Genomic DNA, 19,974 nt, shown 5'->3' with positions numbered 1-19,974 from the left:
GGCGCGGGTATGCCCACCATCACGGGGACGGATTGGGCACCGTCGTGCCGCGCCTGGAACAATGGCGGCCATGACCGATACCTCTGCGCGCCCCGATGCAGGCTCCACCATCCCCGACCGCCCCACCCTCGAGGGCCTCGAGGCCCGGTGGGATCGCGTATGGAGCGATGCCCAGGTATACGCCTTCGACGCGGACACCACCCGCGAGGAGGTCTTCAGCGTGGACACCCCGCCGCCGACGGCCTCGGGGTCCCTGCACATCGGCCATGTGTTCGGATACTCGCAGGCCGACATGATCGTGCGCTACCAGCGCATGCGCGGCAAGAACGTGTTCTACCCGCTGGGCTGGGACGACAACGGCCTGCCCACCGAGCGCCGGGTGCAGAACTACTTCGGCGTGCGCTGCGATCCCTCGCTGCCCTACGACCCGGACTTCACGCCCCCGCAGGAGGGCGGCGACAACAAGTCCGCCAAGGCCGCGAACCAGCTGCCGATCTCGCGCCGCAACTTCATCGAGCTGTGCGAGCGCCTCACCGAGATCGACGAGAAGTCCTTCGAGGAGGTCTTCCGCACCCTGGGCCTGTCCGTCGACTGGAACCACAGCTACCAGACCATCAACGCGCGCTCGCGCGCGACCAGCCAGCGCGCGTTCCTGGAGAACCTCGCCGCCGGCCAGGCCTACCAGGCCGAGGCCCCCACCATGTGGGACGTCACCTATCGCACGGCGGTCGCGCAGGCCGAGCAGGAGGACCGCGAGCGGGACGGCGCGTACCACCGTCTGGGCTTCACGCGCGCCGACGGCTCCGGCGAGAAGGTCTACATCGAGACCACCCGCCCCGAGCTGCTGCCCGCCTGCGTGGCCCTCGTCGCCCACCCCGACGACCCGCGCTACCAGGGCCTGTTCGGCACCACCGTGATCTCGCCCCTGTTCGGCGTCGAGGTCCCCGTGCACCCGCACCCCCTGGCCCAGGCCGACAAGGGCGCGGGCATCGCCATGATCTGCACCTTCGGCGACGCCAACGACGTCACCTGGTGGCGCGAGCTGGAGCTGCCCACCCGCAGCGTGATCGGCCGCGACGGCCGCTTCGTGGCCGACGCCCCCTGGATCACCTCCCCCGAGGGCCAGGAGCGCTACGCGAAGCTCGCGGGCCTGACCGTGTTCAGCGCGCAGAAGACGGTCGTGGAGATGGCCGCCGAGACCGGTGACCTCGTCGGCGAGCCGAAGCGGATCACCCACCCGGTGAAGTTCTACGAGAACGGCGACAAGCCGCTGGAGTTCGTCACCTCCCGCCAGTGGTACCTCACCAACGGCGGCCGCGACCAGTCCGAGGACGGCCTGCGACGCGAGCTCATCGAGCGCGGCCGCCAGGTCACCTGGCACCCCGCCTACATGGAGTCGCGCTACCGCAACTGGGTCGAGGGCCTCACCGGCGACTGGCTGATCTCCCGCCAGCGCTTCTTCGGCGTGCCCTTCCCCGTCTGGTACGCCGTCGGCGAGGACGGCGAGGTCGCCTACGACCAGGTCCTCACCCCCGAGATCGCCGACCTGCCCATCGACCCGACCATCGACGTCCCCGCCGGCTACACCGAGGAGCAGCGCGGCCGGGCCGGCGGCTTCGTCGCCGACCCCGACATCCTGGACACCTGGGCCACCAGCTCCCTGACCCCGCAGCTGGCGGGCGGCTGGAACGAGGACCCGGAGCTGTTCTCCAAGGTCTACCCGATGGACCTGCGCCCCCAGGGCCACGACATCATCCGCACCTGGCTGTTCGCGACGATCGTCCGCTCCCACCTGCAGCAGGACTCGCTGCCGTGGAAGCATGCCTCGATCAACGGCTGGATCCTGGACCCGGACCGCAAGAAGATGTCCAAGTCCAAGGGCAACGTGGTCACCCCCATCGGCCTGCTGCACCAGCACGGCTCCGACGGCGTGCGCTACTGGGCCGGCCGCGCCCGCCAGGGCGTGGACACCGCCTTCGACGAGGGGCAGATGAAGATCGGCCGCCGCCTGGCGATCAAGATCCTCAACGCCTCCAAGTTCGCGCTCGGATTCGGCCAGGCCCCCGCCGATCCCGCGGGCCGTCTCGCCGCGGACCCGGCGGCCGTCACCGAGGCCCTGGACCGGGCGCTGCTCGCATCCCTGGCCCGGGTCGTCGACGCGGCGACCGCCGCGATGGACGAGATGGACTACGCCCGCGCCCTCGAGGTGACCGAGCCGTTCTTCTGGACCTTCTGCGACGACTACATCGAGCTGATCAAGGACCGTGCCCACGGCAGCGCCGGCGAGTCCGGGGCCGCGTCGGCACGGGCGGCGCTCGCCATCGCCCTGGACGTGCTGCTGCGCCTGTTCGCCCCCGTGATCGTCTTCGCGACCGAGGAGGTCTGGTCGTGGTGGCGCGAGGGCAGCGTGCACACCCAGCCCTGGCCCGAGGCCGCGCCGCTGCGCGAGGCCGCCGCCGGGGAGGACGCCTCCGTGCTGGAGACGCTCTCCGACCTGGTCATCGTGGTGCGCCGGATCAAGTCCGACGCCAAGGTCTCGCAGAAGACCCCGATCCTCTCCCTGACCCTGACGGTCCCGGCCGCTCGCGCCGCGCAGGCCGAGGCCGGGCGCGCCGACCTGATGGCGCTGGGCCGCGTCGAGGCTCTCGAGATCATCGGCGGCGAGGTCGAGGACGCGGCCGCGAGCGCGGTCGAGCTGGGCGAGCCGCCCGTCAAGCAGCCGCGCGGCTGAGGCCGCGAGCTGCGGGCCGACAGGACCCCGGGCGCGCACTCTCGCGCGCCCGGGGTTTTGTCTGCCTCGCGGCGGCTCCGGGGCCGGCGGGCTCGCGGACCCGGTCCTCCACGTCAGTCGAAGGGGTTGACGGCGCTGAAGGCGTCGCCGGCCACGTCCTTCGCCCCCTCGAAGGCGCCGGACGCATCGGAGATCGCATCGTCGATGTCGTAGTCCCCCGGGGTGAAGGTGTTGACGATGTTGTTGGGGCTCACCGCGAAGGACACGTCGGCGTTGATCCCGAGCTCGGCGGCGATGTCGCCGCCGAGGCTGAAGCCCACCTGGTCCGTGGAGAGGACGGCGCCCGCCCCGCCGCCGATGCCCACTCCGGCGTCCCCGCCGAACGAGGCGGAGCTGGTGAACCAGCCGCCCGGTGACGTGGAGGAGAAGTTGACGTTCCCCTTGGCTCCGGCGAAGGCCCCCGCATCGAAGCCGGCGCTCCACCCGTTGATGGTGCCGTCTTCGTTGCGCGTGGCGTGGGAGTACACGTTCGCGTGGGCCTCGGCCCCGGCGTAGCCGCTCAGGCCCACCATGTTGCTCGACCCGAACGGCCCTGTCGCGGTGGCGCTGATGTCCCCGTAGACGCCGGCGCCCGCCGAGGCGCCCGCGCTGAAGCCGTCCCCGTAGGTGACGCCCGCCTCGGCATACGCCTCCGCTCCGACGCGCCCCTGGGAGGACAGCGCGCCCCCGAAGGGCAGGTTCAGCTGCTCGGTGTAGCCGATCTCCGCACCGGCGCGGGCTCCGGCCGTATGCGTGGTGTTCCCGTAGGCGTCGACGGTCGTGGTGACGCCGGCGCTCGCGCGGGTGTTCGCGTAGCCGTCGATGTAGCCGCGCTCGTTCTCGATCTCGCGCCCGTCCCAGTGCGAGCCTCCCGCCTCATGGGAGCCGACGGCCCGCGGGTCCTTCGCCACGTTCCCCGTGCCGTAGCCGGAGTCGCCGTAGAAGAAAGGCATCCCCGGCGTCCCGGGGCTGCCGCCCGCCCCCAACGGCCCCGGCATCGGGAACGGCAGCGGGAAGGGGAACGGCATCGGCAGGCCGAAAGGGCCGTCCCCGTCGCCCGCGGAGGTCGCGTCCTGGTCGTCGGCCTGGGCGATGAGCTCGTCCGCCCAGGCGCGCAGGTCCTCGGCCCGCGCGGAGAGGCGGGGCGACACCTCGGACTGCCAGCGGTCGCGGAAGGCGTCCGCGTCCGGGCCGATCCACTCCACGGACGCGACCATCGCCGAGGTGGCGCCGATCAGGTCGCGCAGCTGCCCGGACCCGCGCTGGCAGGCCTCCGCCTGCGCGCGCAGCTGATCCGTGTCCGCACCGCAGAAGCCCGCCATGGTGCCACCGTCCTGTCCCGTCCTCGACCTGCCCGACCTGTCCTGCATCCGACGGTAGGGCGCTCGGGCCGATGCGGCCATGGGGACAAGTCCCCATAGGATGGCGGGCATGGACACGACCTTCCGATCTGCCGGGTCCCGTATCAACCAGATCGTGGGGCCGATGGTCATGCTCATCGGCGTCGCCGCGGCCGTCGCCGCCGTGGTGCTGACGTTCGCCCTCGGGCACGCGGGATTCCTCGGCCTGCTCGTCCCGGCCGTGCTCGCCCTCGGCGGCGGGGCCCTCGTGCTCCGCGGGGCGCTCCGCTCCCGTCTGCGCATCGATGCGCAGGGCTTCCGCTGGGCGGGCTTCTTCGGACCCGAGCGGTCCGTGCCGTGGGAGAGGCTGCTGCGGATCGCCCCGCCCTCCCCCGGCGACCCCCGGCTGGTCGCGCTCGCCCAGCTGCACGACGGGACGACCGTGCCCGTGCGCGCCGTCTGGGAGCCGGCGACGCTGGCGTCCTCCCTGAGCAGCGGCGGTCCCGATCACACCGCCGTGCAGAACGCCCTGATCGCCGCGCATCGGCAGTGGCTCGCGGGGCGCCGCTGAACCGCGTCCTCCAGGACAGGCGCCGCTGACCCGCGTCCTCCGAGGCAGGCGCCGCGGAGAGACCTGCTCAGCGCACCACCTCGCGCAGGCTCCCGTCCACCCGCCGCGTCCAGCCGCGGGCATCGAGGTGCTCGAGCAGTGGCACAGCGACCCGGCGGGTGGTGCCGAGGGACTGACGCGCCGCACTGAGGGTGAAGGGCTGGTCCAGGGCGGCGAGCTCGCGCATGGCGAGCGCCGGGGCGGAGGGCAGCAGGACCACCCCGCCGTCCAGGCGCAGCAGCCTCCCCTGGCGCACGGCCGCGGCGATCTGCGGGTCGTGCAGGCCCGCGGCGGAGAGCTCCTCCGCCTCAGGTGCCCGGAAGGGCTCGCGCCCCAGCCGCAGCTCGAGAGCGGCGACGGCCGGCTCCGCCGGTCCCAGTCCCTCCTCGCCGCGGCGGATCCTGCCGCCCTCTGTGCGCAGCTGCGGGTCGCGGCGCCGGGCCTCGTCGAGGACGGCCGGCAGCAGGGCGGCGTCCGGCAGCCCCAGCAGGTCCTCGGCGGCCTTCGGGCTCATCCCCTCCCACAGCGGGTCCTGCCGGTGGCCCGCCATCACGGACTCGAGCACCCGGGCCGCCCAGGCGTCGAGGGCGGCCGCGTCCACGAGCCACCCCCGGTGGCCCCGCAGCGGCTCCGGCAGCGCCGCGGGAACCGTGAGACCGAGCCGGCGCAGGTGCGCCTCCTGCACCGCGCGGCGCCGGAGCACCTCCGCGAGCAGGTCCCCCTCCGCCGGGGCGGCCGCAAGGGCCCGGGCCCGGCGGGCGCCGTCCCCGCGGCGGGACAGCGCGGGCGGATCGGCGTCGAGGACCTGCGCGCCGGCGAGGACGGCGCGGCCACCGGCGCGCAGCACGATCCGGTCGGCCACGCGCAGCGGCAGCGGCCGGTCCAGCTGCAGGCGCGCATGGTCGGCGTCGAAGACCCGGAGGCGGGCGGGGACGGCGGCGGTGCCGACATGCGCGGTCACTTCCCGCGGCGCCTCGTCGAAGGACGCTCCGGAGCATCGGCGCACGTCGACGTGACGTGGGAGGTGCCAGCTGCCAGGTGCGGCGAGGGCGTCCCCCCGGCGCACCGCGTCGGCGGGGATGCCGCGCAGGTTCACCGCGACGCGGCTGACCGGGCCCATCCGCTCCTGCGACGCGCCGTGGCCCTGGACGCCGCGGACCTGCACCTCGCGGGGGCCATCGGCCGTGTGCAGGGTGAGGCGGTCCCCGCGGCCGATGCTCCCGGCGCCCAGCGTCCCGGTCGCCACCGTCCCGGCCCCGGATATGCTGAAGGCACGGTCGATCCACAGCCGCAGCGGGACCGGCTCCCGGTCGGTCTCGGCGGGGTCGATGTCGTCGAGGTCGATGTCGGAGGCCTCGGCCTCGGCCAGCACGCGGTCCAGCACCTGGGCGAGCTCCTCCAGGCCGGTGCCGTGCACGGCGCTGGTGACCACCGCCGGGGCCTCGCCGAGCCCCGTGCCCGCGAGCTCGCGCCGCGCCTGCGCGATCACCGCCTCGGTGCCGCCCAGGGCGAGGTCGGCGCGGGTGATCAGGAGCAGCCCGCGGTCGATGCCGAGCGCCGCGACCGCGTCCCGATGGTCGGAGGACTGCGGCTGCCAGCCGGCATCGGCCGCGACGACGAAGCAGACCACCGGCGCCGGTCCGAGGCCGGCGAGCATGTTCCCGAGGAACCGCTCATGGCCGGGGACGTCGACGAAGGAGACCTCGCGGCCGCTGGGCAGGGTCGTCCAGGCGAAGCCGAGGTCGATGGTCAGGCCGCGGCGACGCTCCTCCTCCCAGCGGTCCGGTTCGATGCCGGTCAGGGCCCGCACCAGCGCGGACTTGCCGTGGTCGACGTGCCCCGCGGTCGCGACGACATGCGATCTCACCGGCGGACCGCCGTCAGGGCGTCGAGGAGCAGCGGATCGGACTCCTCGGGCACGCAGCGCAGGTCCAGCAGGCAGGCGCCGTCGCGGACGGTGCCCACGATGGCGGGGTCCCCCTCGCGCAGGGGCGCGGCCCACGCCTCCGGCAGGCGCAGCGCCCATCCGGGCAGGGGCACCTCGGCGCCCCCTCCCCCGCCGACGCGCCCGTCGTGCGGGACGACGCCCGCCTCGATGCCCTCGGCGCGCAGCGCCTGCGCGAGGGCCTCGGTGCGCCCGCGCAGCTGCTCGGGATCGAGCCGCAGGGCGGCGAGGACCGGCGGGACGGGGCCGGTGAGGGTGGCCTCGAGCGCGGCGAGGGCGAGCTTGTCGGCCCGCACCGCGCGGGCCATGGGGTGGCGGGCCAGTCGGGCGATGATCGGTGCCCGCCCCAGGATGATCCCGGCCTGGGGGCCGCCGAGGAGCTTGTCGCCGCTGGTGATGACGACGTCGGCGCCGGCCTCGAGGGCGCCGGTCGCATCGGGCTCCTCCGGCAGCGAGGGTTCGGGGACCAGCAGCCCGCTGCCGAGGTCCGCGACCAGCGGCAGGGCGTGCTCGTGGGCGAGATCGGCGAGCTCGGCGATGCCGACGGCGGCGGTGAACCCGCGGATGCGGTAGTTGCTGGGGTGGACGCTGAGCAGCGCCCCCGTCGCGGGGCCGATGGCGGCGGCGTAGTCCTCGCGGTGGGTGCGATTGGTGGCGCCGACCTCGCGGATGCTCGCCCCGGCGGAGGCGATGAGCTCGGCCAGGCGGAACCCGGCGCCGATCTCGATCATCTCCCCGCGCGAGAGGATCACCTCGCGGCCGCCGGCCAGCGCCGTCGCCGCCAGCAGCAGGGCGGCGGCGCCGTTGTTGACCACGAGCGCTTCCAGGTCCTCTCCGGAGGGGAGCCGGGCCGGGCAGGCGGCGAGCAGCGCGGCGCGGGCCCCGGCGCCGCGCCGCGAGCGCGCGCCCGTGGCCAGATCGAACTCGACATCGGCGTAGCCGGAGGCCCGCTCGAGCGCGGTCCGGGCCGCCGCGGACAGCGGCGCCCGTCCGAGGTTGGTGTGGACGATCACCCCGGTGGCGTTCAGGACGGGGCGCAGGGACCCCGGCCGGCGGCTCGCGAGGGCCTCCACCAGCTGGGGCTCGACCTGCTCGGGGGCGATCTCGCCGCGGCGGGCGCGGTCCTGGACGGCGCGGGCGAGGTCCCTCACCACGCGCGTTCCCACGGCCGCGGCGGCCGCGCGCACGGACGGCAGCTCGAGCAGGCGGTCGGTGCGCGGGATCCGGCGGCGGGGGTCCTGCACGCTCACGTCCTCCTCGTCGGGTGCGGCGGCCTCATCGGATGTGGCGGAGGCGGACGGGAATCGAACCCGCCAAGCCGAGATGCTCGGCTTCACCGGTTTTGAAGACCGGGGGGCCCACCAGGACCCGGACGCCTCCATGCACCGCTGAGGCTACCGCGCCCCGCGCTGACCTGGCGACCCGGGCCAGGTCGCTGGCCTAGACTCGCGGCCATGGCCCCGGAATCCACGTCGCCCTCCTCCCCCTCGGCTCCCGTCCCGCCCTCGGACCCGATGCCCGGCGGCGCGCCGCCGGTGCGGCTGACGGGCATGGCCCACGGCGGCGGCTGCGCCTGCAAGATCCCGCCGGGCGAGCTCGAGGAGGCGGTCGCGGCGCTGTCCGGCCAGCGCTTCGACTCCGTGGTCGTCGGCCTGGAGGACGGGGACGACGCCGCGGCGGTGCGGGTGCGCGAGGACCTCGCCGTGCTGTCCACCGCCGACTTCTTCACCCCCGTGGTCGACGACCCCTTCGACTGGGGCCGCATCGCCGCGGCCAACGCCCTGTCCGACGTGTACGCGATGGGCGGGACCCCGGTGGTCGCGATCAACCTGGTCGGCTGGCCACGCGACGTGCTCCCGTACGCGCTGCTGCAGGAGGTGCTGCGCGGCGGGCTCGCCGTCGCGCAGGAGGCCGGCGTCCCCGTCATCGGCGGGCACTCGGTGGACGATCCCGAGCCGAAGTACGGCATGGCCGTCACCGGCACCGCCCATCCGGACCGTCTGCTGCGCAACGACGCCGCGCGGCCGGGCCTGCCGCTGACCCTCACCAAGCCGATCGGCGTGGGCCTGCTGAACAACCGGCACAAGGCCACCGGCGAGGTCTTCCCCGCCGCGATCGCGACGATGACGGCGCTGAACCGCGATGCCGCGCAGGCGGCCCTCGCCGCCGGCGCCCGTGCCGCCACGGACGTCACCGGGTTCGGCCTGCTGGGGCACCTGCACAAGATGGCCCGCGCCTCCGGCGTCGGGGCGGTGATCGACCGCGCGGCCGTGCCTCTGGTCGACGGGGCGGCCGATGCCCTCGCGGCGGGCTACGTCTCCGGCGGCACCCGCCGGAACCTCGACTGGGTGCGGCCGCACCTGACGCCGGGGCCGGGCATCGACGACGACGATCTGCTGGTCCTGGCCGACGCCCAGACCTCCGGCGGCCTGCTCGTGGTCGGGGAGGTCCCCGGCTATCCGGTGATCGGCGAGATCGTCGCGGGCTCCGGGATCAGCATCCGCTGACTGCGCCGCCCGGCCCGGTCCTGGCCTCAGCCGAGGTTCGCGGCCGGGAAGCCTCTCGAGACGAAGCCTCTCGAGACTATGCGCGGTCCACGTGGGGCGGAGCAGCGGATCGGGTGCGCTGGGACGCGTACAGCTGGTGCACCCCGACACCAATCAGGGCGGGCAATCCCACCAGCAGACCGAGTGCCATCTCCCCCAAGGCGGCTCGGCCATCGATCATCAATCCTACGGTTGCAGCGATTGCCCCGAGGAGCATAAACGTCGCTAGGCCAATCCTGCGACCCGAAACCCCCATAGCCACGGCAGAAGATATTGCAACTCCAACCCCCATGAGCATGAATGCCATCACTTGCACCAGCTCGTTTTATGGAGGCTGACAATCATGCGCCGGTTAACGGGGTCGATCTTCCAGAGCTGACAGTACCCGTATCGCGACGTTGCCCTGATTGCGGCGTTGTGAAGCCCACACACTGCCGCCGCAACGGCTCCCACAACCGGAACGAACGCAATTCCAATGCAAATGGCCGCACCAACATCCTCGGCGTCGGCAGTCCGCGCCTTGTTTAGATAGACATACAGCGGGTACATCGAATTCCCCGAGGGCATCACCGCCTTAAAGCCGCCAGCCGAGACGGTGGGATCTGCTACGATCGGGAACGCAGCCCCGTCTGGGACCGAGACTTCCATGACCAGCAACCCGTCCGAGTACTTATAGGACACAGGGATCGGATGGGCGTCAGCATCCACCGCCCACGGCGCGCCGATCACAGCCTCGATTTCCAGGATACCGTCGTTCTCTGTGCCGATAACGAGCGATCCATCACTTTGAGGAATGACATCTAGTGTAGGATCTACTCTAAGATCGTACTCAAAACTCGTTGGAGAATCGGCCGAATGCATCACCTCTATAATTCTCCCGCCACCGTCGAGAGACTGAATTACCGTATCGGCATTTTCGCCGGAACCGAGGAGTATGTGATTCCCATCCGAGCTCTCTACCCGACTTGCCGACCCCCCGCGACGATCCAGTGTCACGACGCTTGCGTCGGAAGCCTTAATAGTTACCTTCTGCTCTTGTGAATCCACTTTAACATTGTCGGCGTTCGCGGATACGTTCTCGCCGATCCCTGGAACAATGCTAATGGCTTCAATGGCCTTGGTAGACTGTTTTCCGAGACCCGCAGTAGGTATTCCCGCCCTTGACGAGTTGGGGTCCTCAGGGCTACTGGGGTCCGCCGCGGCATTCGGTGCGGCCATGCCGGACGAGACAAGAACTATTGACGCCAACGCAGCAGTGAATGCCGTTAGTACTCGGGGGCGAGGAAGTGCGTGAGACATGAGAGTTGCGCCTTTCATGGAGGAGGGACCGGAGGGATGGCGTGACCCACGTTACAGCCCCCGGGCTCGAGAGTCTAGTCCTGGACTGCCCCCAGGTGTGATGCACATGGCGAGATCGACGCTGTCATGAGGGGTTCCACGCGCTCGACGAATTATGCGCTTTCCGTGCGAGTTGTTGGTGGGCACTTCGATTCCCTAGACCACCCCGAGTAATGCCGTCCGTGGCGGACCGCGATAATTCGCCTTTAACCTGGAGTTATTTCCCAAGAGACACCTGCTACGCCCGCCAGGGAGAATCCTGCGCACTGCAGTACCTTGTGCGTTCCGGCCCGTTCTCGACGAGGCGAAGCCTCGTTCCTTCCAGCCGCTGACCGCGATGGTGGGCGTGGCTGACTATCCCTGCAGGAACGATCTGATCGATGGAGTTCTGACGATTCCGGCCCAACGCTCCGGAAGCCCCGCCCGGCACCGACGCCCGGCGGTCAGCTCTCGGGGCCGGTGGTGATGGAGTCGTCGGTGATGCCCTCCGCGCGGCGCTTCTCGAGGCGCTCGCGCTGCGGGATCATGACGCGGCGCGGATCCTTGACCGATTCGATGCCGGCCTCGAGCACGCCGAAGCGGGTCAGGGCCGAGGCCGTCGCGACGGCGGCGCCGCCGGCCGCGGCGATCCACCGGTTGCGGCCGCCCAGGAGGGTCGCGACGCCGCCGGCGACCGCCAGGCGCTCGGCCCAGCGCAGCTTGCGGCCCGCGGCGCCCGTCTCCAGCGGCTCCGCCTCCAGCGGGTGCATCGATTCCTTGGTCCTGTGCATGGCGACGACGTCTCCGGCGACCCCGAGGACCGCGAGCACGCGCGCCGGGCCCGCCTGCGCGACAGGGGTCGTGATCATCGCGATCCCGCTCGCGGCGAGGGCCGCAGAGGAGACGAACACGAAGGGCAGGCCTCGGCGGGCGCCCTGCCAGGTGGGCACGGCGGTGTCGCCCAGCAGCACGGCGGTGTACGCGGCCAGCGGCGCCCCGAGCACGGTGGAGACCGCTGCCGCGGGGCCCTCGGCGCGGCGCAGCACCGGGCGCAGGGGGCCCAGCGGCAGCCGCTCCCCCAGCAGACGATCGATCTCCGCGGCGGCCGCGACCCCGGCCCCGGAGGCGAACCCGGACAGGATCCAGGTGCCCAGGCTCATCGGCGAGGTCGGCTTGATCACCCGCAGCATGTGCAGGAAGCGCTCGGGACGCCCGAGGTCCTCGATGAGCGCGGGAGTGCCCACGGCGACGGCCGCCAGCGCCGTCAGGCGGGCGTTGCGGCGCAGCGCCGGGCGATCGGTGAGCGCCGCCCCGGCGCCCAGCAGGGCCGATGCCCCGGCGACGCCGCCGACGAACAGGTACAGCCCGATGGGCGCGCCCCACGGCGGGGCCTTGACGACGGGCCGGCCGTAGTAGGAGGAGAACTCGACGTCCTCGACCATCGGCATCTCGCGGCCGCCGTCGCCGGTTCCGAGGGCGCCGAGGCCGCGGCGGCGCGCCGGAGACCGGTCGCCGTCGCGCCGGCGGCGGCGCCGGCCCCGCGGGGGCTCGGGCGGCCGGTAGCCGTCGAAGGCGGAGTGGGTCATCGGCGTCCTCCGAGGAAGGCGAGGGCGGTGGCGGCGATCATCCCGGCGGCGGCGATGCCCGCGGTGCGGAACATGGCCGGCAGCTGGGCGGTGGGGACCTGCGGGTCCGGCGGGAGGCCGTAGACCTCCGGCTCGTCCAGCAGCAGGAACACCGACCCGGTGCCGCCCACGCCGTCGTTCCCGTTGGCGCCGTACAGGCGGGCCTCGGTCATGCCGCGATCGTGCAGCTGGCGCACCCGCGATGCGGCCTCGTCGACCATGTCCGCGCGGTCTCCGAACCGGATGGACGTGGTGGGGCAGGTCTGCGCGCAGGCCGGGGTCTGCCCGTCCACGAGACGGTCGTAGCAGAGCGTGCACTTGTTGGCGGTGCCGTGGTGGGGGACGTCCTGCTCGACGCGGCCGCGGTCTCCCTTCGCGGAGATGGTGCCGTCGTCGCGCCGCTCGATCACGCCGAAGGGGCAGCCGCCCACGCAGGTCCCGCACCCGTTGCAGATGTCCGACTGCACCACCACGGTCCCGAACTCGGTGCGCATCAGCGCGCCGGTGGGGCAGACGTCCAGGCAGCCGGCGCGGGTGCAGTGCTTGCACACGTCCGAGGACATGAGCCAGCGGAACTCCGGGGTGTCCGGCGGGGTGCGGTCCGCCGCGCCCGGCTCGCCGTCGGCCCCGGGGCGGGAGCCGCAGCCGGACCCGCAGCCCCCTGCGCCGGCGGGGGCATCGGCCCCGGACCTCGGTCCGATGCCGGGCATGCCCAGGCCCACCAGACGGCGACCGGATTCGCGGGCCTGCTCGATGCGCTCCTGGTCCTGCTCGATGAAGGCCACGTGCCGCCAGGTGTTCGCGCCGAGGGAGCCGGTGTTGTCGTACGACGAGCCGAGGATCTCGAGGTCGCCGTCCTGGGGATTGCGGTTCCACTCCTTGCAGGCGACCTCGCAGGCCTTGCAGCCGATGCAGATCGACGTGTCGGTGAAGAAGCCCTTGCGCTCGTGGCTGTGGCCCCAGCCGGCGCCGGCTCCGGTGTCCTCGTGCTCGGAGGGCAGTCCCATCAGCGGTCCTCCTCCTCGGTGGGGTCTTCGGTGGGCGGCGCCGGGGCCTCCCCCGGCACGTGCACCCGTCGCTGCGCGGGCGGCGGGATGGTCACCTTCTCATCTCCGGTGTCCGCATCGATCCCGGCGCGCCGCTGGTGCTCGGCGACGAGCTCGGCGAGCGCCGGGCCGCGCGGGCGGCGACCGGGACGGATCGCGCACGCGGTGACCTTGGAGTTCTGGATCTGCGTGTTCGCGTCGAGGTTCAGGCCGATCAGGTCGTTGACGCTGTCCCCCTCGACCACGGCCTCGCTGCCGCGGGCCCAGTGGTAGGGCAGGCCGATCTGGTGGACCGTCCGCCCGGCGATCGGCAGCGGCCGCATGCGCCGGGTGACCAGCACCCTCGCCTCGATCGCCGAGCGCGGCGAGACGATGGTCGCCCAGCCGTAGGGCTCCAGGCCCACGATCTCGGCGAGCTCCGGCGAGACCTCGCAGAACAGCTCGGGCTGCAGCTCGGAGAGGTAGGGCAGGAAGCGGCTCATGCCTCCGGCGGTGTGGTGCTCGGTCACGCGGTAGGTGGTGAACACGTACGGGTACACCTCCGCGGCCCCACCCAGGCCGTCCACCCCCGGGGCGTTCATCGCGAGGTCGCTGCGGAAGGAGACGCGGGTGGGGTTGGCCTGCTGGTCGTAGAGCGGGTTCGGGATCGAGGACTCGACGGGCTCGTAGTGCGTGGGCAGCGGGCCGTCGACCAGGCCGGAGGGCGCGAACAGCCAGCCGCGACCGTCGGACTGCATGATGAACGCGTCGCTGCCCGAGAGGCCCGCGGCGCCGCCCGCCTCGGGATCGCCCTCGTCGTGCGGCTCCTTCGTCACCGGGAAGTCGGGCACGTCGCGGCCGGTCCAGCGCCCCTGCTCCGCATCCCACCAGACGTACTTCTTGCGCTCGGACCAGGGCCTGCCGTCGGCATCGGCCGATGCCCGGTTGTAGAGGATCCGCCGGTTGGCGGGCCATGCCCACGCCCATTCGGCCGCGGTCTCGTCCTGCTCCTGCCCCGGCCGGCGCCGGGCGGCCTGGTTGACGCCGTCGGCGTACACGCCGGCGTAGATCCAGCATCCGCCGGCGGTCGAGCCGTCCGGGCGCATCTGCGCGAAGGAGCTCAGCGGCCGGCCGGCGTCGGGCCCGCTCACGTGGAAGCCGTTGATCTCGCGCAGCACCGACTCGGGGTCGGGCTCGCCGTGCTCGTCGATCGGGTAGTCCCAGGTGAGATCCAGCAGCGGCCGATCCCGCGGATCGGTGGACCCGGCCAGGCGCTCGCGGATCCGGTTCCCCAGCTCGACGAGGAACTGCAGCTCGCTGACCGCGTCCCCGGGCGGCGGCACCGCCTGGTGGCGCCATTGGACCAGGCGCTGCGTCTGCGTGAAGGAGCCGGCCTTCTCCGTGTGGTTGGCCGCGGGCAGGAAGAAGACCTCGGTGCCGATGTCCTCGGTGCGCAGCTCCCCGCTCTCGATCTCCGGCCCCTCCTTCCACCAGGTGGCCGACTCGATCATCGAGAAGTCGCGGACGACCATCCACTTCAGGTGGCTCATCGCGAGGCGCTGCAGGCGACCGTCGGCGGAGCCGACCGCCGGGTTCTGGCCCAGCAGGAAGAACCCGTCGACCTTCCCCTCGAGCATCGCCATCATCGTCTGATAGGTGCCGTGGGCGCCGGTCAGGCGCGGCAGGTAGTCGAAGGCCCAGTCGTTCTCCGGCGTGGCGGCATCGCCCCACCAGGCCTTCAGCAGGTTGACGGCGTAGGTCTCGGCATCGGCCCAGAAGCCCTTCTGGGTCTTCGTGCCGATGCTCTCCACGTAGTCCTCGAAGCGGTCGTGGGTGCCGGCCATCGGCATCGGCAGGTAGCCGGGCAGCAGGTTGAACAGGGTCGGGATGTCCGTGGATCCCTGGATGGTGGCGTGGCCGCGCAGCGCCATCACGCCCCCGCCGGGCCGGCCCATGTTGCCCATCAGCAGCTGCAGGATCGCGGCGGCGCGGATGAACTGCGCCCCTCCGGTGTGCTGGGTCCAGCCCACCGCGTAGGCGAAGCAGGTGGTGCGCTCGCGGCCGGAGTTCTCCACGATCGAGCGCGCCAGGTACGCGAAGTCCTCCCGGGAGATCCCGCAGGCCTCCTCGACCATCTCGGGGGTGTAGCGGGCGTAGTGGCGCCGCAGGATCTGCAGCACGCAGCGCGGATCCTGCAGGGTCTCGTCGCGCTGGACGGGCTCGCGCTCCAGCGGCGGTCCGCCGGCGCCGGCGGTCTCCCCGCGGGAGGCGTCGTCATGGGCGTGCGAGGGGTCCGCAGGCTGGGCCGTGCGATACGCCCAGGAGGCCGGGTCGTAGCGGCCGGTCTCCGGGTCGAAGCCGGAGAACAGCCCGTCCAGATCCTCCGGGTCCTGATACCGCTCATCGATGATCGTCGAGGCGTTCGTGAACGCCTGGACGTACTCCCGGAACCACAGCTCCTCGGTCAGCACATGGTTGATCAGCGCGCCCAGCAGCACCACGTCGCTGCCGGCGCGGATGGGCACGTGCTTGTCCGCATTGGCGGTGGTGCGGGTGAAGCGCGGGTCCACATGGATGATCCGTGCACCGCGCGCCTTCGCCTCCATCACCCACTGGAAGCCCACGGGGTGCGCCTCGGCCATGTTCGAGCCCTGGACGATGATGCAATCGGCATTGGCCATGTCCTGGAGGGACTGGGTGGCGCCGCCGCGTCCGAACGAGGCTCCCAGACTGGGAACCGTGGCGGAGTGTCATATGCGGGCCTGGTTCTCCATCTGGATCGCGCCCGCGGCGGTGAACAGCTTCTTGGCGAGGTAGTTCTCCTCGTTGTCGATGGTCGCCCCGCCGAGGCTGGCGATGCCCATCGTCCGCCGCAGCGGGTGGCCCTTCTCGTCGAGATCCTCCCAGTGGGCGCGGCGCGCCTCCAGGAAGCGGTCGGCGATCATGTCCAGCGCGGTGTCGAGGTCGAGGTCCTGCCAGTCCGTCGCGTGGGGCGCGCGGTAGCGCACCGTCGTCACGCGGTTCGGGAAGTTCACGAGCTGCTCGCTGGCGGCGCCCTTCGGGCAGAGCCGGCCGCGGGAGATCGGCGAGTCCGGGTCCCCCTCGATCTGGACGACCTTGTCGTCCTTGACGAAGATGCGCTGGCCGCAGCCCACCGCGCAGTACGGGCAGATGCTGCGGACGACCCGATCCGCGGTGGCGGTGCGCGGGGTGGTCGCGCGGGTCCTCGCCGAGGTCACCGCGGAGCCGCGTCCCAGCGGATCCGCGCCGCGCAGCTGGCGCAGCACGGGCCACTCGAGGGGACTGAAGCGGGACATGCCCTGATCCTACGCGCCGGGACCGGCCGCGCGCAGGCGCTCAGGCCCCGTCGTCGCGGCGCAGCTGCTCATGATGGCGGATCACCTCGGTGACGATGAAGCGCAGGAAGGCCTCGGCGAAGACCGGGTCCAGGCCCGATTCCTTCGCGAGCGCCTTCAGCCGCGCCACCTGGTCCTGCTCGCGGGCGGGATCCGCCGGCGGCAGCCCGTGCTCCGCCTTCAGCCGGCCCACCCGCTGGGTGTGCCGGAAGCGCTCGGCGAGGAGGTTCACCAGGGCCGCATCGATGTTGTCGATGCTCTGGCGCTCCTCGGCGAGGATCTGCCGCGCGCGCTCCACGTCGTCCATCGTCCCGGCCTCAGGCGCTCTGCTCGCGGCGCCCCGCGGACGGGGACTCGCGGGTGACCATCAGCGGGGCCCGGCCCTCGCGCACCACGCCCTCGGTGATGACGACCTTGGCGATGTCCTCTCGCGAGGGGACCTCGAACATGACCGGCTGCAGGGTGTCCTCGAGGATGGCCCGCAGCCCGCGCGCGCCGGTGCCGCGATCGATCGCGCGGTCGGCGATCGCCTCGAGGGCGCTGCGCTCGAAGTCGAGCTCGACGCCGTCCAGCGCGAACATCTTCTGGTACTGCTTGACCAGCGCGTTGCGCGGCTCGGTGAGGATCTGGATGAGCGCGGGGCGGTCGAGGTTCACGACGTTGGTCAGCACGGGCAGGCGGCCGATGAACTCCGGGATCAGCCCGAACTTGAGCAGGTCCTCGGGGACCAGCTCGGAGTAGATCTCGGCCTGCTCGAGGGGGGTGTGCAGCTCCGCGCCGAAGCCGATGCCGCGCTTGCCGATCCGCGAGCCGATGATGTCCTCGATGCCGGCGAAGGCGCCGGCCACGATGAACAGGACGTTCGTCGTGTCGATCTGGATGAACTCCTGGTGCGGATGCTTGCGCCCGCCCTGCGGAGGGACCGCGGCGACCGTCCCCTCGAGGATCTTCAGCAGCGCCTGCTGCACGCCCTCGCCGGAGACGTCGCGGGTGATCGACGGGTTCTCCGCCTTGCGGCCGATCTTGTCGACCTCGTCGATGTAGATGATGCCGCGCTCGGCCTTCTTGACGTCGTAGTCCGCGGCCTGCAGCAGCTTGAGCAGGATGTTCTCGACGTCCTCGCCGACATACCCGGCCTCGGTCAGGGCGGTGGCATCGGCCATGGCGAAGGGCACGTCCAGCAGGCGGGCCAGGGTCTGGGCGAGGTAGGTCTTGCCGCAGCCGGTGGGCCCCACGATCATCACGTTGGACTTGGAGACCTCGACGTCCTCCACGGAGGCGACGGCCTCCGCGACCTCGGCGGAGCGGGACGCCGAGGAGCCGCGGGAGGCGGGGGCGGCGGCGACGGGGCCGCGCTCGGCCTCCTCGCGCGCCCGCACGCGCTTGTAATGGTTGTAGACGGCCACCGAGAGCGCCCGCTTGGCGGCGTCCTGGCCGATCACGTACTGCTCGAGGTGCTCGTAGATCTCCTGCGGGCGGGGCAGCTCGACCTGCTCGTCCTCCGTGGACTGGGCCGCCTGGTTCTCCTCCGCGATGATCTCGTTGCACAGCTCGATGCATTCCTCGCAGATGAACACACCGGGGCCGGAGATCAGCCGTTCGACCTGCTTCTGCGACTTGCCGCAGAAGGAGCACTTGAACACGTCGGAACCGTCGTTCGTGCGCGCCATGACCATCCTTCGTCGTCGTGCGGGTGCGGGCCGGGCGACCGGCGGCCGCACCGTTCACGGTACCCCGAGCCGGTCCGCCGATGGGGGACCCTCGCCGTGGTCCGGACCGGAACCGGGCCTGCGCCGGACCGATGAGCATCGGCCGCGGCGCAGGCCCGTCCCGGCAGGAGCGCAGGGCGGCGGCGGCCCAGGATCCCGGACCGCCGCCGACCGGCGGATCAGCCGTTCAGCTGGGGACGGACGCCCTTGCGGGAATCGAGCACCTGGTCGACCAGCCCGTAGTCGAGCGCGGCGCTCGCGGTGAGGATCTTGTCGCGCTCGATGTCGCGGCTGATCTCCTCCTTGCTGCGGCTGGTGTGGAAGGCGAGCGTGCTCTCGAGCCAGTCGCGCATGCGCATGATCTCGTTGGCCTGGATCTCGATGTCCGAGGCCTGGCCGCCGCCCTGGCCGCCCATGGCGGGCTGGTGGATAAGGATGCGGGCGTTGGGCAGCGCCAGGCGCTTGCCCGGGGTGCCGGCCGCGAGCAGCACGGCGGCGGCGGAGGCCGCCTGGCCCAGGCACACCGTGGTGATGTCCGGCTTGATGTACTGCATCGTGTCGTAGATGGCGGTCAGCGCCGTGAAGGAGCCGCCGGGGCTGTTGATGTACAGCGTGATGTCGCGGTCGGGGTCCTGGGACTCGAGCACGAGCAGCTGGGCCATCACATCGTCGGCCGAGGCGTCGTCCACCTGGACGCCCAGGAAGATGATGCGGTCCTCGAACAGCTTGGTGTAGGGGTCCTGGCGCTTGAAGCCGTAGGCGGTGCGCTCCTCGTACTGCGGGAGCACGTAGCGGGCCGACGGGGCGATGGCGCGGTCGGCCATGCCGTATCCGGCGGCGAAGCGGGGGTCGAAGGTCATGGAAGGTCTCCTCAGGTCTGCTTCGTGCTCAGTTGCCGGATGCGTCGTCGCCGGACCCGGCGCTGCCGGACGGCCCGTCCTCGGTGCCGCCGCCGCCGGTGACGTCGTGGGCGGTGTCGACGATCTTGTCGATGAAGCCGTACTCGAGGGCCTCCTGCGCGGTGAACCAGTTGTCGCGGTCCGAGTCCGCGGTGATCTGCTCGACGCTCTTGCCCGTCTGCTCCGCGATCAGGCTCGCCAGCTGGCGCTTCATGGAGAGGATCAGGTCCGCCTGGATCTTGATCTCGCTCGCGGTGCCGCCCAGGCCGCCCAGCGGCTGGTGCATGAGCACCCGCGCGTTGGCGGTGGCGTAGCGCTTGCCCTTGGTGCCCGAGGACAGCAGGAACTGGCCCATCGAGGCGGCCATGCCCATCGCCACGGTCACGACGTCCGGCTGGATGTACTGCATCGTGTCGTAGATGGCCATGCCCGCGGTGATGGAGCCGCCGGGGCTGTTGATGTAGAGGTAGATGTCCTTCTCGGGGTCCTCGGCCGCGAGCAGCAGCATCTTCGCGCAGATGGCGTTGGCGTTGTCGTCGCGGACCTCCGACCCGAGCCAGATGATGCGCTCCTTGAGCAGGCGCTGGTAGACGTTGTCGTCGAGGCCCATCGGCGTGTCGCCGGAGGCGCTGCGAGGCTGCGAGGTCATGGATCACTCCTCAGTGAAGGTGTCTCGATGCCTCGACTCTAGGGGGTCGGCGCACCGCACCGGTGCCCTGTTCGCCGCAGGCGCACACCGCGGCACCCCCATCGGCGGGCCTACGGCGTGACCCAGGTCACTCGAAAGGGTCGAGGTGACGTGAAGCCTCTCCGCCGTTGGGTAAGGGATTGC

At 72.0% G+C, this 19,974-nt stretch carries 14 protein-coding genes and 1 tRNA gene; 3 read left to right on the top strand and 12 right to left on the bottom strand.

Features of this window, described 5'->3' with window-relative positions:
• Positions 1-70: 70 nt before the first annotated feature.
• Positions 71-2,731, top strand: coding sequence for a valine--tRNA ligase (gene valS / locus BF93_RS10175; protein WP_038372584.1), 2,661 nt, complete (start codon positions 71-73; stop codon positions 2,729-2,731).
• Positions 2,732-2,844: 113 nt separating this feature from the next.
• Here the strand turns inward: valS and BF93_RS19010 are convergent, their stop codons facing one another.
• Positions 2,845-4,092 (bottom strand): hypothetical protein, encoded by a 1,248-nt coding sequence (locus BF93_RS19010; RefSeq protein ID WP_051486821.1) that lies wholly within the window; start codon positions 4,090-4,092, stop codon positions 2,845-2,847.
• 109 nt (positions 4,093-4,201) lie between these two features.
• On the opposite strand from BF93_RS19010, the gene BF93_RS10165 reads away from it, so the two are divergent.
• On the top strand, positions 4,202-4,681 hold the full coding sequence (locus tag BF93_RS10165; protein WP_038372389.1) for a hypothetical protein: 480 nt from the start codon (positions 4,202-4,204) through the stop codon (positions 4,679-4,681).
• Positions 4,682-4,748: 67 nt separating this feature from the next.
• On the opposite strand, the gene selB is transcribed toward BF93_RS10165, so the two are convergent.
• From selB to BF93_RS10150, 3 genes are all read right to left on the bottom strand, one after another.
• Positions 4,749-6,587, bottom strand: coding sequence for a selenocysteine-specific translation elongation factor (selB, locus tag BF93_RS10160; RefSeq protein WP_038372388.1), 1,839 nt, complete (start codon positions 6,585-6,587; stop codon positions 4,749-4,751).
• On the bottom strand, positions 6,584-7,915 hold the full coding sequence (gene selA, locus BF93_RS10155; protein WP_038372387.1) for an L-seryl-tRNA(Sec) selenium transferase: 1,332 nt from the start codon (positions 7,913-7,915) through the stop codon (positions 6,584-6,586). The genes selB and selA overlap by 4 nt, the downstream gene beginning before the upstream one ends.
• 35 nt (positions 7,916-7,950) lie before the next feature.
• Positions 7,951-8,045, bottom strand: a tRNA-Sec gene (locus BF93_RS10150).
• A gap of 134 nt (positions 8,046-8,179) precedes the next feature.
• Between BF93_RS10150 and selD the strand changes: the two genes are divergently transcribed.
• The gene (gene selD, locus BF93_RS10145) at positions 8,180-9,172 is read left to right on the top strand and encodes a selenide, water dikinase SelD (RefSeq protein WP_038372385.1); all 993 of its coding nucleotides are present in this window, start codon (positions 8,180-8,182) and stop codon (positions 9,170-9,172) included.
• Positions 9,173-9,517: 345 nt separating this feature from the next.
• On the opposite strand, the gene BF93_RS19595 is transcribed toward selD, so the two are convergent.
• From BF93_RS19595 to BF93_RS10100, 8 genes are all read right to left on the bottom strand, one after another.
• Complete coding sequence (locus BF93_RS19595; RefSeq protein ID WP_156954117.1) at positions 9,518-10,429, bottom strand: hypothetical protein; 912 nt, start codon at positions 10,427-10,429, stop codon at positions 9,518-9,520.
• A 563-nt stretch (positions 10,430-10,992) separates the two neighbouring features.
• Positions 10,993-12,114, bottom strand: a complete 1,122-nt coding sequence (nrfD, locus tag BF93_RS10135) for an NrfD/PsrC family molybdoenzyme membrane anchor subunit (protein ID WP_038372382.1) — start codon at positions 12,112-12,114, stop codon at positions 10,993-10,995.
• Positions 12,111-13,160: a 4Fe-4S dicluster domain-containing protein gene (locus BF93_RS10130; protein WP_038372381.1), complete on the bottom strand. Its 1,050-nt coding sequence runs from the start codon at positions 13,158-13,160 to the stop codon at positions 12,111-12,113. Before BF93_RS10130 ends, nrfD begins: the two co-directional genes overlap by 4 nt.
• On the bottom strand, positions 13,160-16,495 hold the full coding sequence (gene fdh / locus BF93_RS10125) for a formate dehydrogenase (protein WP_232226315.1): 3,336 nt from the start codon (positions 16,493-16,495) through the stop codon (positions 13,160-13,162). The genes BF93_RS10130 and fdh overlap by 1 nt, the downstream gene beginning before the upstream one ends.
• Before the next feature lie 40 nt (positions 16,496-16,535).
• Positions 16,536-16,841 carry a chorismate mutase gene (locus tag BF93_RS10115; RefSeq protein ID WP_038372378.1) on the bottom strand — a complete coding sequence of 102 codons (306 nt, stop codon included), beginning with the start codon at positions 16,839-16,841 and terminating at the stop codon, positions 16,536-16,538.
• 10 nt (positions 16,842-16,851) lie between these two features.
• Positions 16,852-18,204 carry an ATP-dependent Clp protease ATP-binding subunit ClpX gene (gene clpX, locus BF93_RS10110; protein ID WP_038372377.1) on the bottom strand — a complete coding sequence of 451 codons (1,353 nt, stop codon included), beginning with the start codon at positions 18,202-18,204 and terminating at the stop codon, positions 16,852-16,854.
• Positions 18,205-18,422: 218 nt separating this feature from the next.
• Positions 18,423-19,103 (bottom strand): ATP-dependent Clp protease proteolytic subunit, encoded by a 681-nt coding sequence (locus tag BF93_RS10105; RefSeq protein ID WP_038372376.1) that lies wholly within the window; start codon positions 19,101-19,103, stop codon positions 18,423-18,425.
• Between the two features lie 28 nt (positions 19,104-19,131).
• Entirely contained in the window at positions 19,132-19,791 is a 660-nt protein-coding gene (locus BF93_RS10100) for an ATP-dependent Clp protease proteolytic subunit (RefSeq protein ID WP_051486820.1), read from the bottom strand.
• Between the last annotated feature and the right edge of the window lie 183 nt (positions 19,792-19,974).

The sequence above is a fragment of the Brachybacterium phenoliresistens genome, from assembly GCF_000576425.1.
GTDB classification, from domain to species: domain Bacteria; phylum Actinomycetota; class Actinomycetes; order Actinomycetales; family Dermabacteraceae; genus Brachybacterium; species Brachybacterium phenoliresistens.
Note: the sequence above shows the minus strand (reverse complement) of the source record. Positions and strands in the feature narration are given on the sequence as shown.